A 17,112-nucleotide genomic window follows, 5' to 3' on the forward strand; every position below is an offset into this window, starting at 1 on the left:
TCCATACCTCCTCCGTATCAATGTTAAGAAATCCCCAGATACTTATGACATGTTTCCTTATCTTCTTTCAGTTCATTCATTGGACCGTTATGCACGATTTTTCCATTGTCCATAATGTAAAAATAATCACCTATCTGGCTTGCCATCATAAAGTTTTGTTCTACAAGCAAAACAGTCGTTTTCTCTTTCATTTTCAAAATAGCCGACATTAACTTTTCAATCATAATCGGCGCTAATCCTTTACTTGGCTCATCAATTAATAGCAATCCATCACTATTAATGAACGCTCTTGAAATCGCCAGCATTTGCTTTTGTCCTCCGCTCAACAGCCCACTTTTTTTATTCCAATATTGTTTTAAATCTGGAAATAAATCGAGCATCCATTCTACCTTTTCTGCATATTCTATCCCTTTCTTTACTCCAGCGAGAGCAAATGTTTCTTCTACCGTTAAATCATGAAAGATCCCTTGATTTTCTGGCACATAGCCCATTCCTTTTCGCGAAATCAGATGAGTAGATAAACCATTTACTTTCTCATCACAATAATAAATTTCTCCATTAGAAATCCGATTAAACCCCATAATTGAACGTAAAGTCGTTGTTTTTCCAGCCCCATTTCTTCCGAACAATACGGTGATTGTTCCTTTCTCAACCATAAAAGAAACGCCTTGCAAAATATGAAACTGATCCAAATACGTTTCTATATTATCCACTTTTAATAGTGTCACCGTATAATCCCCCTAAGTATGCCGTTTGTACACGTTCATCCTTCATAATCTCTTCTGGTAACCCTTCGGCCAATAACTCGCCATGAAATAGTACAATTAAATGATCTGATACATGTAGAACCATATCCATTTTGTGTTCAATAAGTACAATTGTATTCTCACGATTTTTCTTTATATTCTCTATCACTTGAAGAATAGCTGGGACTTCCTCAACAGAGATACCCGCTGTTGGTTCATCAAGTAGCAATACATCTGTTCTGAGCGCTAGCAGCATGGCCAGTTCTAATTTTCTCTTTTCCCCATGTGCTAAATCTTTCGCTGGCACTTCTTCTTTTTCGTGAAGCAATACTGTCTTCAAAAGACGTCTCGCCTCTCCCATCTGCTGCCTGAATCGTGAGAAGTTTGGAAAAAAACTATAATAATCTTGAACAAACGACTGTACACTTAAGCGTACATTTTCAATCACTGTTAATTCCGGAAAAATATTTGTAAGCTGGAAAGAGCGTCCCATACCAAGGCGGGTTCGCTCTGGAATCGATAACTTTGTAATGTCACGTTCTTTAAAATAAATCTCACCTTTTGTTGGAGAAATCTGTCCACTTAACAAGTTAAATAGAGTTGTCTTCCCTGCTCCGTTGGGTCCAATAATAGAAATAAGTTTTCCTTTTGGTATCATCAAATTTACGTCTTTAATGACATGATGTTCTCCAAATGAGACACAAAGATTTCTAGTCTCTAACAAGTTCTTCACTCTATACCCTCCTCAAAGAATTCATATTTTCAGGGTGAAAAAGAGAAGTTGATGTAAAGAGAGATAACCTCCTCTCTTTACATCTTTTTATTACCCAATATTCAATCTATTTATTTTGAATTGGTGGCTCTGTTTCTTTCATTGTTAATTCTCGCTCTAGAACAGGTACTGGATAATCAACACCCTCTTGTTTTTGTAGCGTTACAGAATAAAGCGCTTGCAAAGCTTGGTGGTCTTTCTCTCTAAATTTCATTTTTCCTTTTGGTGTTTCAAATTCCATTCCTTCCATTTTCTTAATAAGCGTATCAACATCTGTATCGCCTTTTGTTTTCTTTAATCCTTCAACGATGGAAATTGCTGCTGACATTCCTCCAGCTGTAAACAAATCTGGAACTGTTCCATTGAAACGTTTCTTATGTTCTTCCACTAGCCACTCGTTCACTTTATTTTTCGGAAGTGTATGATAATATACTGAAAATCCTTGCATGCCCACTAATGCATCCATCGTCTTTAATGCTGGTATATCCGGTGCCCCCGTTGAAATCTTAATCCCTTGCGCTTCTACATTCATATCTTTTAATTGCTTCCATGGTGAATTCGCACCAGCCCAAACAACAAATAAATAATCTGGTTTTGAACTAATGATGTTTTGAATATTTGCAGTAAAATCAGTAGAATTCGTATCAGCATATTGTTCATTTACAATATTCGCCCCTAGCTTCTTCGCTCCCGCTTTAAATGCAGCAATTCCTTCATGACCAAAGGCGTTATCTGGAGCAAGTGTTGCAATCTTTACATCTTTCTTAGCGATGGATGCAGCACCAGCAATTGCATCTTGAGATGAATTTCTGCCTGTTCTAAAAATATATTTATTCCAGTTCTTCCCCGTAATACTATCTGCAACTGCAGGTTCAACAACCATTATTTTTTCATATTCTTCCGCTAGTGGTAACACTGCTAATGTATCACTTGAACTCGAAGATCCAACAAGAAAATCAACCTTGTCTTCCTCTAATAGTTTCGTAGCTTTTTTAACTGCTACATCCGCTTTTGTTTCCGTATCTTCTACAACAAACTTAATCTTCTTCCCATCCACTTTCCCTGTTCCGCCTGTTGCGTAATCTAGCCCTAGTTCAAACCCGTTTACCGTTTGTTTCCCATATGATTCAAGCGGTCCTGTTAACGAAGCAAGAACACCTACCTTAATCGTCTTCTCATCATCTGTACTTGCTTTTTTCCCTGAACATCCTGCTGTTACTAATAATGAACCAAGAATACATCCCGTAAACACCATTTTTAGCCACTTACGTTTTTTTGCTGACATTGTGATCCTCCCCATACTTTACTTTCTTATAGAATCAAATACGCCAAAGTAACCATCCGTAATCATGACTTCTTGTTTTTAACAATGTGAACTATGTTGTCAATAGAAATTTCTCGAAGTACCTCTACATTCGCCAGACATTTCCAAATCCCTTCCAATACATTTGTAAATATTCATACAATTATTCGCATTATACATATCATCCCTTGAACAAATACATTAAAATAACTGTTCTCTTCCTCTAATATATTAGCCCTACAAAAAAGACTAACTTCCAAAATGAGTTAATCTTTTCCCCCAATCGCACTACTCTTAAGACTCTTTACGTAAAAAGTCTACTATTGCACGATAAACAGCATACATTTCGTAGTGATGTTTTTCAAAACTAGGATCAGCACTTGTTCTCACAATAACAAGGTTTTCTGGTTGGTTTATATAAATATTCTGCCCCCAAATTCCTATAGCAAGAAATTCTCCAACTATATAATCTGGTCCAGGAGTCCACCATTGATACTGATAATTATCAGTGAAATGAGATTGATTATCTTTCAGTAGATTATATCTTTCAGGTATGGTTGATTCTCGAATCCACTCTTGAGAAATAATCTGTTTCCCCTTCCAATTTCCATTATGTAAGTAGAGTAATCCAAATCTAGCAAAATCTCTCAACGTAGCATTCAAGAAAGAATAAGATACCATGCTCCCATCACTACCTATATTCCAAAATGCATGGGACTCCATTCCAAGCGGTTCCCATATTTTCTCTTGCAAATATTGTGCTAAGTTCCGTCCAGTTGCTTTTGCAATCAACATGCCTAACACTTGCGCATCTATACTTTTATAAGAAAATTTCCCAGAAAATTCTTTATACTTAAATTGATTTATATACTCATTTACACTCTTACTTGCAGTCAATGACGCTTGCATCAGCATATAAAAATCTGATGACAAATTATGATAATCTTCATTGAAATAAATACCAGAGCACATCTGTAGACATTCCTTAATAGAAACATTTTTATATCCGGAGTCCTTTAACTCTGGCAAATAAGCAATGATTGGATCCTTTACTGATTTAATATCCCCTTCATCAATCGCTATACCTACTAAAGCAGATAAAAAAGATTTTGCTACAGACCATGAAGTATTAAGAGATTTGCACGTATTTCCATGAAAGTATCGCTCATTTACAACTTTATGATCTTTCATAATGAAAAAGCCTGTCGCCGTCGTGTTTTTAAGAAACTCATCAAGAGTTGATTGTTTCCCATTATAGCTGTACGTAACATTCATATCCTTCAAATCATAATCAAATCGAGAAATATGTCCTTTACGTTTCACCTTTTGGGCTGGGTATACTTCAGAAAGATTACGGAAGTTTTCAATTGTTTTTTTCTTATCAAATAGTATATGAAAATCCACAAAACGCTTCTTATTTGTAGTATTCTTATTCCTTAAATTTAGTAAATTATTTAAACCAACGGCTATTGAAGCTGGAATCATAATAGTTCTTTTAAAACTATATTTCTTATTCATCTTATTCTCCTTGGATCAAAGCATATTACTTTCAACCTTCTTAACCTATACTTAAAAAACTCATATTCACCCTAATAATGTCAATTATGAACAACACAGAAAGATTACTCCCTAGTTAATTCTAATATAATCCACTTCAAAAACCCAAAGTATGCAGTGCGATTTACATTTCATGTATGAATCTATTCACAAAGCTCTTAGCTTCTTTAGAATTGGCTCGGTACGGTATTGGCGTGGTTGCAGTAGCAATCGGGTGTCATTGTCGATACACCCATCATTCAAGGCTATAACGATTCAGGGTTAATTGATGTAATGAAAACAAAAGTAACAGGAAATAAATTAACTCAACCTGAGCAGATCGCAGATACTGTTTATCTTATTTCATTGGAAGAAGCAAGTTTAATTAATAGTAGAGTTGTTATAGCATATGAAGGTTACGCTTCCTTTAAATAATATTAACTTTCCAATCACTATCATTTTTATACATGCAAAAGCAGCGTAGAATCTATAATTCTACGCTGCTTTTCTATATCAACAAAAATTATGAAATCGAGTTACTCTCTAAACCACCTAATCCTTCTGCCAATTGTTTCTTATCTAAACTCTCACCAATAATCACCAAGTTTGTGGGAAACCCAAAGTCCTGTTCCAATAAAATTGGTACACCAAATGAGTATTGTAATAAGTGCGGATATTTATCTCCATGAAATTTTACAAATCCTTTTACACGATAAATTTCCTGCGATAAATTGGAAAGCCATTCATATAATTGATCTTGATCGATTGATTTTGTAAATTGATATGTCATCGTTTGTATATGTAAATGCTGCTTCATATGTAATGTTTCATGTTCTTCATTTTCTGTAAGTTCCACAACTTCTATATCCTCTAAAGATATATTACAATACTGTGTTTCATACAATTTCGCATGTTTATTAATTGCTGCTACTTCTTCTAAAACTTTTTTCTTCTCCTCATCTTTTAATAAATCTGATTTATTAATGAGGATATGACTTCCGTATTTGATTTGTTCATTTAAAAGTTGTTGAATATTTTTACTTAGTGTATCACGATTTAACCATCTCATTGCATCTAATACAACAACGATGGATTTCACGTCAAGATAAGGAGCTAAAATAGGTGACAGGCATGCATCTAATACTTCAATTGGGTGAGCAACTCCTGTTGTTTCTATATAAATTACATCTGGTCTCTCTTGTTGATATAAAGAATGTAACTGAATCTCAAGTTCATCTTTTAAGGTGCAACAAATACAACCTTTTAAAAGTTCTCTTAAAATATTCTCTTTCCCTATAATATCTGTATCTACCGAGTATTCTCCTATTTCATTCATTAAAACAGCAACTTTTCGATTTTTCTTCTTTTCTGCTAGTAGTAAATTTTGTAGCAATGTGGATTTCCCACTTCCTAAAAACCCACCTAATATATGAATTTCTACTTTACTCATATGACCGACCATCCATTTCTATGCTTTTAATATACTTTAAAGCGTAATTATTACGATTTATATTTATTATTTTATTAAAATAACTGCAATTTGTAAACAAAACACTCCGGTTGTTTTGTATTCCTATATATATTTCGGATGCTCTGTCTTCATAAGTATAGTATGAATAATATAAATTATCTGTTCTATTGTTAATGGATTCAGCATCCTAATTTTCTTCTCTTAATAAAGATTACATTCAAGAGAGGATACTTATGTTTCATTCCCTATGATTCACAACTATATAAACGAATGTATTTTGAAATACTTGAATATCTTTTATGAAATGTAATAAACTAGGTTAGAATCTATAGAAGTAAGACATGTTCTTTCTTACATATCAAAATTACTGAAATAGCGAGGAATTATCATATGAAAAAAGGTATTAACCGTGTTGTATTAGTAGGAACTGGTGCAGTAGGATGTAGTTATGCTTACTGCATGATTAACCAAGGGGTTGCAGAAGAATTTGTTCTCGTTGATGTAAACGAGGCAAAAGCAGAAGGAGAAGCAATGGATTTAAGTCATGCAGTTCCCTTTGCTCCAGCACCAACAAGAGTTTGGAAAGGCAGCTATGAAGATTGTAAAGATGCAGATCTTGTTGTAATTACTGCTGGTTTACCACAAAAACCAGGTGAAACACGTTTAGATTTAGTTGAAAAAAATGCTAAAATCTTTAAACAAATTGTTCGTAGTATTATGGATAGCGGATTTGATGGTATCTTCTTAATTGCTACAAACCCTGTAGATATTTTAACTTACGTAACTTGGAAAGAATCTGGATTACCAAAAGAACGTGTAATTGGTTCTGGTACAACTCTAGATTCTGCCCGTTTCCGCTATATGTTAGGAGAATATTTCAATATTGACTCTCACAATATTCATGCTTACATCATCGGTGAACATGGTGATACAGAACTTCCAGTTTGGAGCCACGTATCAATCGGAATTCAAAAACTACAAACGATTCTTGAAAAAGATAATGACCTTAATCAACAAGATTTAGATAAAATCTTTATAAATGTTCGCGATGCTGCTTATCACATCATTGAACGAAAAGGTGCAACATACTACGGAATCGGTATGTCCCTTTTACGTGTAACAAAAGCAATCTTAAATGATGAAAATAGCGTATTAACTGTATCTGCATATCTTGAAGGTCAATATGGACAAAAAGATGTTTATATCGGTGTTCCTGCAGTCTTGAATCGTCAAGGTGTTCGTGAAATTTTAGAAGTTGAATTAAGTGAAGATGAAGAATTAAAGTTCGATCACTCTGTTCAAGTACTAAAAGAAACAATGGCTCCTATACTGTAAAATACATGCTAATTATGACCTTGCAAAAAAAGCAATCCAAAATACTTGGATTGCTTTTTGCATAGCTTAAAAATTCATTCCGTATTTAGGTCCGATTTCTCTCCATCGTACACTTCAAGCACATCAAGTAAAAAGATAAAGATTGGAATTCCAATAATGAGTCCCCATATTCCTAAAAAATGCTCTGAAAAGATAAGAACCATAAACGTATAAAAAATGGGTAAATTCGTTTTTGCGGACATAAATTTCGGATTTAAGAAGTAACTTTCAATTGCATGAATAACTGCAATAAAAATTAATATGTATACGACATATGCAATTCCACCAATATTATACGCAATGATACAAAGTGGAAATAGTGAAATAATAACACCTGCAACAGGAATTAAACCAAGCAAGAATATCATAACCGCTAATACAAGTAGCTGCGGGAAACCTAAAAATACTAGTGCAATGACAGAAAGAATACAGTTTACAACGGCAATTAAAAACTGTGCCTCAATGACTTTTCCAAATGAACGCGCAAATTTCTGACCAAAGTATGCAATTTCCTCATAAAAAATACTAAGTTTACTATCCTCAAATTTTGAAGTAAAAACAATGATACGCTCTTTTTCTAATAAGAAAAATAAACTTAAAATAAGGGAAAGTAAAATTTGTAAACTTATCTTTCCAATATTCGCCAAAGATTGATAAATAACATCCACACCTTGTTCAATATATTTTGATACTTCCATCTGATTAATTGCAGAAAACACATATCTTATCATTTCATTATCAGGGGGATTTTTAAAAAACAATTTGAACTGGTAAATCAATTGTGAAATTTGTATCGTTAATACAGGCAAATATTTATATAACGTAGCAACAATAAACGTAACTAAAACAATGTATAAAAAGGCGATAATCACTTTCCTATTTATCCGTACAAAACGATTAAGTTTTTCAGAAATAAATCTTTGAAAGCGATCCATTAGAAACGTAAGGATAAAGGTAATCAATATTAAATTAATCATACTTTTTAGCCCGTATAATATAAGGGCTAAAATGACTAATATAAGAAGCCTCTGAAACCCTCTACTTTGAAAGAAATTTTTCATTTGAATCATTAAGTCTCACTCTCCCCCTTCGACGGATGGAAATTCCATATATTCATGAAAGTACTAACCGTTTATTTGTTACTATATTAAGACATTTTATGAACTTCTAAAGACAATCTTTCTCACTAATTTGAAAGTGTCCTCTTTTTCTTTTTAATTGTCTTATTTTCTTATTCCATATCAAAGAGTAACACTATATTAGTATATACATCACAACACACAATCTTAGTCTTTTTCATTTTTTGGATAACTACTGATATACATAACCTATTCAAAATAATTCTATCATTTTCTGATATTTTAAGAGTTTTTATTCAAAATACAGAAACAAATAAGCCATAACTAGAAACTTCCATCAGCGGGGGCTTCATCTGCCACCTAACTTCTTTTCTTGCACTGAATTTTGAGGGGGGATTACTGCCCGCAAATAGCGAGATAAACGTATGATTCATGACTACTATTTTATTTCCTTATTTCCGCTTCATCCGCTTTGCTAGTAACTCCTTTACTTGATTATACGTTAACCCAGAATTTTTATTTAAACGTTTCACTTCATCAATATCTGTGCCTACAACTGTATATTTCTTCTCTTTATTCATAATTACACATCCTTTTATAAACTTTCATTGAATCGAGCAAATATTATTTATTATATTTCTTCCCTAAACGAAGAGTTCATACTCATACCATAACAAATTAAGTATTAGTGTACCTGAACAATAAAGTGAAACTTTAATCAGTGGGGTTTTTCTTCATCCCCCACTGATTATTATTTGAACCAATCGGGCTTTTACGGGCAGTTCATCCCCACCTAACTTCTTTGCTTTTGCCAAATTTTGAGGTGGGGGTCTTACTGCCCGCTAATGCGGGAAAAAGGTTTTTAATTACAAATAAAGTCGTTTAATTTATAATAAAGTTGTTTCATTCTTTTATTGCGCAGTAAAATACAGACTGTGCACAAGACATCACACATGAAATCCTCCCACATCAACGGTGTTATAGTATTGGTCGGCAGAACGGAATTTGTCATTTTTTAGAATGCCTTCGGTTTTAAAACCAAATTTCCCATAAAAGATTAAACAACTTTATTTATATTTTTCAATTAATCCTTAAAATCATTTACATAAAAAAAGAAGCTATTTGTCAAAACAGCTTCTTTTTCTGCTATATATATTTATACTTTCAGTCGTACATTTTAATAAAATTTCACTACATCTTCAGTAGGTAAGAACGTTCTTTCTCCTGGTTGTTCATTTGGCTCACCAAATGGCATTTGTGCTACTAAGCTCCATTCTGCTGGAATATCCCATGTTTCTTTCACTTCAGCATCTACAATTGGATTGTAGTGTTGTAATGATGCTCCGATTCCCTCTGCAGATAATGACATCCAAACAGCATATTGTAACATTGCACTCCCTTGGTGAGACCAATATGGGAACTGCTCTTTATATAAAGGTGCATTTTCTTGCATTTGTTTTACAGTTGCTTGATTTTCAAAGAATAATACTGTCCCCACTCCATCATGGAAACCTTTTAGTCTTTCAACAGTTGCTTCAAAATTTTCTGCTGGCACACGCGCTCTAAGTGTTTCTTTTACAATATCCCAGAACTTTTCATGCTCTGCATCCATTAATACAACCATACGACCACTTTGCATGTTGAAAGATGATGGTGCGTGTAAAGCTGTTTTTAAAACATCTTGGATTCTTTCTTTTGTAATCGTAGCATTTTTTGTTACTTTACGGATTGAACGACGGTTCACGATTGCATCTTTTAAATTTGTTCTAGTTACTGACATGTTAATTCCTCCAAGTATATAAGTTGTATAATTTATTTAAACAAATAGATTTGATTCTTCAATTGAAGACAAGTATTAGCAATATCCATCAGTTGTACATTGCATTCCATCAAATGAATTTGTTTTTCCCTTTTGTATTTCTTTATCAATTACTCTTTCTAGCATTTCCTTACTAGCAAGACCTTGAATTACTTCATCTCCAATCATTACCGTTGGAACAGCCATAATATTTGCTTCATCGTATGCGTGTTGGATTGCTTTTTGATGTTTCTCTTTATATTTATGAGTTATTAAAGCTTCTTTAAATTCAGCTTCAGAAAGCCCTACTTCACCTGCTAACTTTGTTAGTACATCTATCTCTTCAATATTTTGTTCTTCCTGGAAAAATGCTGTAAACACTCGATGATGAAAAGCATTTTCCAAACCATGTTCCTTCGCAAATTGATATCCTTCAAACGCAAAGTGTGTATATGGATGAGGTGAAACACGTGGTAAACTCATCTCAACTCCTAACTTTTTCGCAGTAGGAAGAATAAACGAATCCCAAGAACTTAATTTATCTGGTTCTTGCCATGGATCAATTTTTGCATATGGACTTGGACGTAATTCGAATGGCATCCATTCAATTTCTACATCTTTTTCCTTAGCTACTTCATCCAATGGGCCCTTTGCCAAAAAACAAAATGGACAAATAAAATCAGAGTACACTTTCATTTTTACAGTCATATAATTACACCTTACCTTCATTAATTGTCATTAGTTGTAACCAAAGTAGTTACATTTATATAAAAAAAATATGCACTCTCTTTTTTATAGAACTTTGCATGTTTCAATCCTTATTTCAAGCATTTATTTTCTCTTGTAACGATTCAAACAAATTCTCCATCGTGATATTTTTTAAAACTTCTTCCATTGCAGATTGCGCTTGAACCAAAACCACTTCTAATACAGCTTGAATATTTGCTCCAATTGGACAATCTGGATTGGGTTGTTCATGAATATGAAATAACTTATCTGCCTCAACTACATTTACTGCATGATACACATCTAATAATGTAATCTCATTTAAATCCTTTAATAGTTCAGCCCCACCTGGCCCTCGATTTACATAAACAAACTCAGCCCGTTTTAAGTCAGACATTATTTTTCGAATTACAACCGGATTTGTATTTACACTCTCAGCGATAAATTCTGAAGTACAAATAGAAGATGAATTGTTTTTCAAAATAGATAAAATATGAACAGCTATAGAAAAGCGGCTACTAATTTTCATCATGATCACCACCTCGATGTAATCATTATAGTTACAACTAAAAAATAAGTCAATCCTTTTTATAGATTTTTTTGGACATTATTATAGTTAAAAACAAATAAGCATCTCATTATCATATATGAGACGCTCTTTATCATTCTGCGAATAGCCCTTGGAACTCTTCAATAAATAGTTGAACAGCTAGTGAAGATTCCCTTAATGAAGGAACAGCTAAAGCAATTTCCCTCCATACTTGAGGTGCTAATTCTTTCGTTTTGACATTTGGAGGTAAATTCGTTAAAGATAATTCAGCTAATATCGCTAAACCTAACCCCTCTTGAATCATATTTAAAGATGTTGTAACGGTAGACACCGCATACTCAACTCTAAGTGGTACACCTGCTTGTTTAAACATATCAATAATTGGTGGTTCGTATCCTCCCTTAAATAAAATAATTGGTTCACCCTCTAAATCATTTATTGTAATAGCTTCTTTCTCACAAAGAGGATGATCATTATGCAGGACAACAACCATTTTCCCCCTCGTTAACGGTACAATCTCCATTTCTTTATTGGGCAAAATAACAATTCCGACATCAATTACACGTGATAATAGCCACTCTTCTACTTCTTTCAGTGTTCCTTCATGGAGAACTAGCTCTAAATTCGGATATTTTTCACGAAAGATATTAATCATTCTAGGCAAGAAATATGCTGATGCACTTGGAAAGCTTCCGATTCGAATCGTCCCGACTTCATGCCCTTTCTCCATCGCAACCTCTTGTTCTACTTTCTCAACGCCATTTAAAATTTCTCGAAAATGAACAAGAATCCGATTTCCTACATCAGTCAGAATTAGACCTTTCCTTTTATCGCGTATAATAAGCGTTACACCGAGTTCCGATTCAACACTAGAAATAGCATGGCTCACAGCTGGTTGTGTCATATTTAAAACTCGAGCTGCCTTCGTAAAACTTCCTAGTTCAACTACTTTTATAAAAACTTGAAGTTGTGTAATGGTCATAACAAATTACTTATACTCCTTATAAAAAAGATTCATTTTATTTATCGTGTTCAATATCATATCATAGTGAAATGATATACAACAAGGAGGTATTATCGTGACACAGCTTTCACGAACAAAAACGGTCATAATCCTTTCATTTCTCGTTCTTATGTGGGGGATTAATTGGCCTTTATCTAAATTCGCTCTGCATTATACACCGCCCGTATTGTTTGCAGGAATTAGAACAATAATTGGAGGATTCATTCTACTTATTTTTGCATTGCCAAAATACAAACAGTTACATCTAAAAGAAACTTGGCATTTATACTTTATTTCAGCTCTACTCAACATTATTTTATTTTACGGACTACAAACTGTAGGGCTTCAGTATATGCCCGCTGGACTCTTTTCCGCTATTGTATTTCTTCAGCCTGTCTTACTTGGAATTTTCTCTTGGATTTGGCTGGAAGAAACAATGTATGGCTTGAAAATTTTTGGTCTTATTCTTGGATTTGCGGGGGTTGCCATTATTAGCTCTAGTAGCTTAACTGGACATATTTCTGTCATCGGCATCTTACTTGCTTTAGGATGTGCAATTGGATGGGCGCTTGGTACAGTGTTTATCAAAAAAACTGGAAACCGTGTAAACGCAATTTGGATGGTGACACTTCAACTTATTATCGGTGGATTTTGCTTAATTGGCTTCGGTTCAAAATTTGAAAGCTGGTCCAGCATCGCTTGGAGCATACCATTTGTAATCGTACTACTATTCATCTCAATCTTTGTTATTGCAATGGGCTGGCTCGCTTACTTTACACTTGTCGGAGCTGGAGAAGCAAGTACAGTTGGTGCCTATACATTTCTTATTCCACTTATCGCAATTATTATAAGTTCTATTTTCCTACATGAGGCGATTACAATTAGCTTATTTGTTGGCCTTCTATTTATTGTCGTAAGCATTTGCTTTGTAAATATAAAACCGAAATCGCTCATCATGAAACAGTCTATCGAACCCAAAAAATGTTAATTAAATATAAAGTGAAACTTTAATCAGTGGGGGTTTTCTCCATCCCCCACTGATTATTAGCCCTCACCAATCGGGCTTTTACGGACAGTTCATCTCCCACCTAACTTCTTTGCTTTCGCTGAATTTTGAGGGGGGAGTGTTACTGTCCGTTAATGCGGGATAAAAAAGAAAGAGCCTATGAACTGTACCCTATAAAATGGGCAGTTTAATAAAAAGACCTTTAAAAATTAGGCACTTAAAAAATGGTTCCGGTATTGTACCGGAACCATCTTTTTGAGTGTCCATTGATAACGATCATAATTATAATCTTGCATATATTTCTCGATTACCAGTTGAAGAGATTGGAACGTTTGACAACACTTGTAGTCTAATTCATCTTTCATATGACCGAAAAAGGATTCCATTGGGCACTATCTAGACAATTACTTTTTACGACGGGATACAAATATACATGCACCTATTGAAACGATAATAGAAAGAATGGATAAAATAATCGCGATTGTTTGTAGGCTTGTACTTTCTTTCTCTTTCGCATCAGGTGCTTTTAATTCTCCATGTTCCCCTGTTAGTGCTGTACCTTTTGTAATGTTAGTAAGTGAGTGCGGTTTATCTGCTTTCTCATCACCTGTCCATTCTGCAATATCTCCATCCTTATACTGTTGATATGCATCCCAAGCCACTTTTTGCTCTTTATCTGGATTTTTCGCAACAAAAGTAAATTGCTGAAATTGCCCCGGTAAAATACCTTCCCCAGTCGCTTCCCATATAACAGATTTAACCTTCCCAGATGTATCTTTTTGTTCATTGACTTTCCATCCTGGTACAGGTTCATACTGCTGGAACTCAACTCCCTCTGGGATTTTAAGGGTAATTTTGGTTGTTGCTATATCCTTCTCAACAGGTACCTTTATTGTATACGTTTCCCAAGAACCCACTCCAGAATTAGCCGGTTTCACCGTTACATGTGCACTAACAGGTAACGAGAAAAGTCCCATTGCAATTACTATTGCCATCATTGTTGTTCCTAATTTTTTTATACGTTTCATTTCCCTATGACTCCTTTTTGATTATCTATAAGTAGCGGTTCGTAAGCTTCGCTTTACCGACCACCTACCATAAATTGAAAATCTGTATCAAAGCTATCAAGTTCTTTTGTTAACCCATGAACATGTATGTTCCATTTCCCTGTCATATTAATATACATTCCTTCTGCTTGATACGACCCTGATGAAACTGAAGAAACTCTAAACGTGCCTTTTCCCATATCCATGTCTAAAGATTTCGTTGTCAATACGATTTGCTCCATATTAGTAACAGGCTGTCCATTTGTATCCTTTAAATCAATATGAAACGAATTCATCCCTACCTTATTTGGGCTTACATGTAAAGTAAGCTCATATCCATTATCAAGTTTTTGGCTCCCTATAAAAGGCCCAGTTGGCGGCATTGGTGGCGTTTGTATATTTGTTAAAAAAGCTACTATTATAAAAAGAGCTATCCCTATACCAAACTCGACTTTCACCGTAGTCCCCAATCTTTTCTGCCCTCTCATCCTTCCCTTCACATAATGAATAAGTCCCAATATCCCCATACCAATAAATAAAATAAATTTCATTAACAATGCTAATCCATAACTTGTATCAAATAATGAATGAATCGTTGGAATAAAGAATGTCGTATTAAAAAGACCGGTTATAAAAAGAAGAATGACCGCACATATTGCCCATAGTGAAAAACGTTTAATGGCATCCCAATACACCGTCCATTTCCCATTCTCATGGTCTTTAGGTAAAAGAAGAACAATTGCCGATAGTCCTCCAACCCATAATGAAGCTGCAAGTAAATGTAAAAAATCCATAGTTACAGCAATTTCTTTATACTTTAGACCATATGCATGACTATTCATTGCTTTCATAATAAGTAACCCAATAAAAAATAAGATCGGAATTGTCCATACTTTTAACGATGAAGGCTTTTCTCGTTTTAAAGCAACATATGTAACAGCAATCAGTGTTATTACGAGTACCATCTGAGCCGTCCATATATATCCAAAAACAGATAGTTGCAATGTTTCTTTTAGTAATGAAGGCTGGAATGCATCTATCCACGTAACATCAGCATTTATCTTTGCTTGTAAAGGGAGGCTAAATAGTAAACTAATGAATATGCCAAACAACGAAATCCAAATTAGTTTATTACCTCTTGATTGCACTTTACTCGAATTTCCCTTATATATAATAAGATTAAAAAATAGAACACCTATATAGAGAGAAAAACTTGTATATAAAATCCCTCTTTCTATCAACATATCCAACTGCGGGACATAACCAATTTCTTCGGCTTGTATATCACTCATTTCCTTTCCCTCTGTTCCAATACGGAACGGAATGACCCCTTGAATGGGATGCCCATCAGCAGAAATAGCTTTCCACTGAATGGAATACGTACCATTTGGTATATTTTGTTCCACTCCAGCTTCTAATAATTTGGGATTCTTTTTATCAATATGAGCATTTTTTAAATCTACTCGTTTCCCTGAAGCATCCCTTACGAATACTGTATTAAAGTGTGAGGATTGAAGCATTTCATCAAATTCAATCCTTACAACGGAAGGTGCTTTTTCTAATGTTTCATTTTCTGCAGGATTTGATTTAACAATATAAGCATGAGCGGAAGCCGCGCTCGGTGCCAGTATCAGTAACACACATACCATGACCATCCAGATTCCTAGTTTTCTTACTACACTCACATTCATTTCACTTCTTTCTTTTGCATCACTATATTTCACTTGGAAGTTAATAAAGTACCACTATTTTTACTCTCTTTTTTTAGAAATTAACCTCATTAAATATCAAATAATAAAATATAAATTCTCATTATGAACTGTTCACACACCACCTTTAACTTACACTTATAAAGCTACTATTTATACAAACATCACTTATCTTTAGAAAGTTAGTTACGATTATAACATATAATATATAAATATAAGTTTTTAAAAACGAAAAGAAACAGTGAATCATTTGTGAAGAAAGTGTGAAATCCACTTTCATACAGCGTAATTCCTCACAAAAAAGGTATTACGCCAATGCGTAACACCTTTTTGTTTTTTAATCAATATTATACAACCTACTCTATCTAATCGATGCGTTACTGCAGTAAGTGTTGTCGCGATTGTCCAGGCTTCTAAACTTGCTGCCGCGACACCTTTTATCACACTTCATATACAAATTATTGTTCCTCTGGGTAATCACAATATTCGATAATTGTCCCCTCTGTATCTGCTGGATTGAGGTAAATTAATCTTCTACCATGCTTGTTTATACGGAGTGTATGCTCCAACGTTCGAATTCCTTGTTGTTTTAATTCTTCTAAAGCTTGATTCAAATTATCTACACGATAAGCAATGTGATGTACACCTTTTCCTTTTTGCTTTATAAACCTAGCAATTGGCGAAGTTGTATTATTCGTCGGCGCAAGTAACTCAATTCTATCTCCGTTCACTTCAAGAATAGCCACTTCACTCTCAACACCTATCGCTTCACTTATGTAACGATCTATTAATGTTCCTGATAAGACTTTTTCATAAAAACGTATACTACTATCTATATCACGAACAGCAATACCAATATGATCAATTTTTTTATTCATTTCGTTTCTCCTAGCTTCATTTTACTTCTTTTATAAAAGACATCTAATCAAATTGCCATCTATGAATGATCCAGATCTCTATATTTATTATACATCTAAATTATTATAAAAACTC

General features: G+C 34.1%; 18 protein-coding genes and 1 pseudogene. 3 read left to right on the top strand and 16 right to left on the bottom strand.

What is annotated here, in order from left to right:
- Positions 1-23: 23 nt before the first annotated feature.
- The 4 genes from JDS96_RS11050 to JDS96_RS11065 form a co-directional block, all read right to left on the bottom strand.
- The gene (locus tag JDS96_RS11050) at positions 24-728 is read right to left on the bottom strand and encodes a branched-chain amino acid ABC transporter ATP-binding protein (RefSeq protein ID WP_018781373.1); all 705 of its coding nucleotides are present in this window, start codon (positions 726-728) and stop codon (positions 24-26) included.
- Positions 706-1,479, bottom strand: a complete 774-nt coding sequence (locus tag JDS96_RS11055) for an ABC transporter ATP-binding protein (protein WP_199666787.1) — start codon at positions 1,477-1,479, stop codon at positions 706-708. Before JDS96_RS11055 ends, JDS96_RS11050 begins: the two co-directional genes overlap by 23 nt.
- A gap of 106 nt (positions 1,480-1,585) precedes the next feature.
- On the bottom strand, positions 1,586-2,803 hold the full coding sequence (locus JDS96_RS11060; RefSeq protein ID WP_199666788.1) for a substrate-binding domain-containing protein: 1,218 nt from the start codon (positions 2,801-2,803) through the stop codon (positions 1,586-1,588).
- Positions 2,804-3,115: 312 nt separating this feature from the next.
- Positions 3,116-4,339, bottom strand: a complete 1,224-nt coding sequence (locus JDS96_RS11065; protein WP_199666789.1) for a serine hydrolase domain-containing protein — start codon at positions 4,337-4,339, stop codon at positions 3,116-3,118.
- Positions 4,340-4,651: 312 nt separating this feature from the next.
- Here JDS96_RS11065 and JDS96_RS11070 point away from each other — a divergent pair, with 312 nt between their 5' ends.
- On the top strand, positions 4,652-4,792 hold the full coding sequence (locus JDS96_RS11070) for a hypothetical protein (RefSeq protein WP_003196947.1): 141 nt from the start codon (positions 4,652-4,654) through the stop codon (positions 4,790-4,792).
- Positions 4,793-4,880: 88 nt separating this feature from the next.
- Here JDS96_RS11070 and JDS96_RS11075 read toward each other — a convergent pair whose 3' ends face one another.
- A complete protein-coding gene (locus tag JDS96_RS11075; RefSeq protein ID WP_033798357.1) occupies positions 4,881-5,807 on the bottom strand; it encodes a CobW family GTP-binding protein in 927 nt (308 codons plus the stop codon).
- Between the two features lie 411 nt (positions 5,808-6,218).
- Here JDS96_RS11075 and JDS96_RS11080 point away from each other — a divergent pair, with 411 nt between their 5' ends.
- On the top strand, positions 6,219-7,163 hold the full coding sequence (locus JDS96_RS11080) for an L-lactate dehydrogenase (protein WP_003196943.1): 945 nt from the start codon (positions 6,219-6,221) through the stop codon (positions 7,161-7,163).
- Between the two features lie 74 nt (positions 7,164-7,237).
- On the opposite strand, the gene JDS96_RS11085 is transcribed toward JDS96_RS11080, so the two are convergent.
- The 6 genes from JDS96_RS11085 to JDS96_RS11105 form a co-directional block, all read right to left on the bottom strand.
- On the bottom strand, positions 7,238-8,272 hold the full coding sequence (locus JDS96_RS11085; RefSeq protein WP_003196941.1) for an AI-2E family transporter: 1,035 nt from the start codon (positions 8,270-8,272) through the stop codon (positions 7,238-7,240).
- A gap of 461 nt (positions 8,273-8,733) precedes the next feature.
- On the bottom strand, positions 8,734-8,862 hold the full coding sequence (locus JDS96_RS32790; protein WP_003196938.1) for a hypothetical protein: 129 nt from the start codon (positions 8,860-8,862) through the stop codon (positions 8,734-8,736).
- A 596-nt stretch (positions 8,863-9,458) separates the two neighbouring features.
- A complete protein-coding gene (locus JDS96_RS11090) occupies positions 9,459-10,061 on the bottom strand; it encodes a nitroreductase family protein (protein WP_003196936.1) in 603 nt (200 codons plus the stop codon).
- Between the two features lie 75 nt (positions 10,062-10,136).
- Positions 10,137-10,787, bottom strand: coding sequence for a DsbA family oxidoreductase (locus JDS96_RS11095; protein WP_199666790.1), 651 nt, complete (start codon positions 10,785-10,787; stop codon positions 10,137-10,139).
- A 115-nt stretch (positions 10,788-10,902) separates the two neighbouring features.
- Entirely contained in the window at positions 10,903-11,334 is a 432-nt protein-coding gene (locus tag JDS96_RS11100; RefSeq protein WP_018765415.1) for an Rrf2 family transcriptional regulator, read from the bottom strand.
- A 133-nt stretch (positions 11,335-11,467) separates the two neighbouring features.
- The gene (locus JDS96_RS11105) at positions 11,468-12,337 is read right to left on the bottom strand and encodes a LysR family transcriptional regulator (RefSeq protein ID WP_003196930.1); all 870 of its coding nucleotides are present in this window, start codon (positions 12,335-12,337) and stop codon (positions 11,468-11,470) included.
- Between the two features lie 97 nt (positions 12,338-12,434).
- Here JDS96_RS11105 and JDS96_RS11110 point away from each other — a divergent pair, with 97 nt between their 5' ends.
- Positions 12,435-13,346, top strand: a complete 912-nt coding sequence (locus JDS96_RS11110) for a DMT family transporter (RefSeq protein WP_199666791.1) — start codon at positions 12,435-12,437, stop codon at positions 13,344-13,346.
- Between the two features lie 227 nt (positions 13,347-13,573).
- Here JDS96_RS11110 and JDS96_RS11115 read toward each other — a convergent pair.
- From JDS96_RS11115 to JDS96_RS11135, 5 genes and pseudogenes are all read right to left on the bottom strand, one after another.
- Positions 13,574-13,753, bottom strand: a pseudogene (locus JDS96_RS11115) (integrase core domain-containing protein); the annotation flags it as partial.
- Between the two features lie 15 nt (positions 13,754-13,768).
- The gene (locus tag JDS96_RS11120; RefSeq protein WP_199666793.1) at positions 13,769-14,392 is read right to left on the bottom strand and encodes a YcnI family copper-binding membrane protein; all 624 of its coding nucleotides are present in this window, start codon (positions 14,390-14,392) and stop codon (positions 13,769-13,771) included.
- A gap of 53 nt (positions 14,393-14,445) precedes the next feature.
- Positions 14,446-16,101, bottom strand: a complete 1,656-nt coding sequence (locus JDS96_RS11125) for a copper resistance CopC/CopD family protein (protein WP_199666794.1) — start codon at positions 16,099-16,101, stop codon at positions 14,446-14,448.
- A 294-nt stretch (positions 16,102-16,395) separates the two neighbouring features.
- The gene (locus tag JDS96_RS11130; protein ID WP_003196912.1) at positions 16,396-16,563 is read right to left on the bottom strand and encodes a hypothetical protein; all 168 of its coding nucleotides are present in this window, start codon (positions 16,561-16,563) and stop codon (positions 16,396-16,398) included.
- Positions 16,564-16,577: 14 nt separating this feature from the next.
- A complete protein-coding gene (locus JDS96_RS11135; protein WP_199666795.1) occupies positions 16,578-16,997 on the bottom strand; it encodes a VOC family protein in 420 nt (139 codons plus the stop codon).
- Positions 16,998-17,112 lie beyond the last annotated feature (115 nt).

The organism is Bacillus cereus group sp. N21 (genome assembly GCF_016483395.1).
Lineage (GTDB): Bacteria > Bacillota > Bacilli > Bacillales > Bacillaceae_G > Bacillus_A > Bacillus_A pseudomycoides.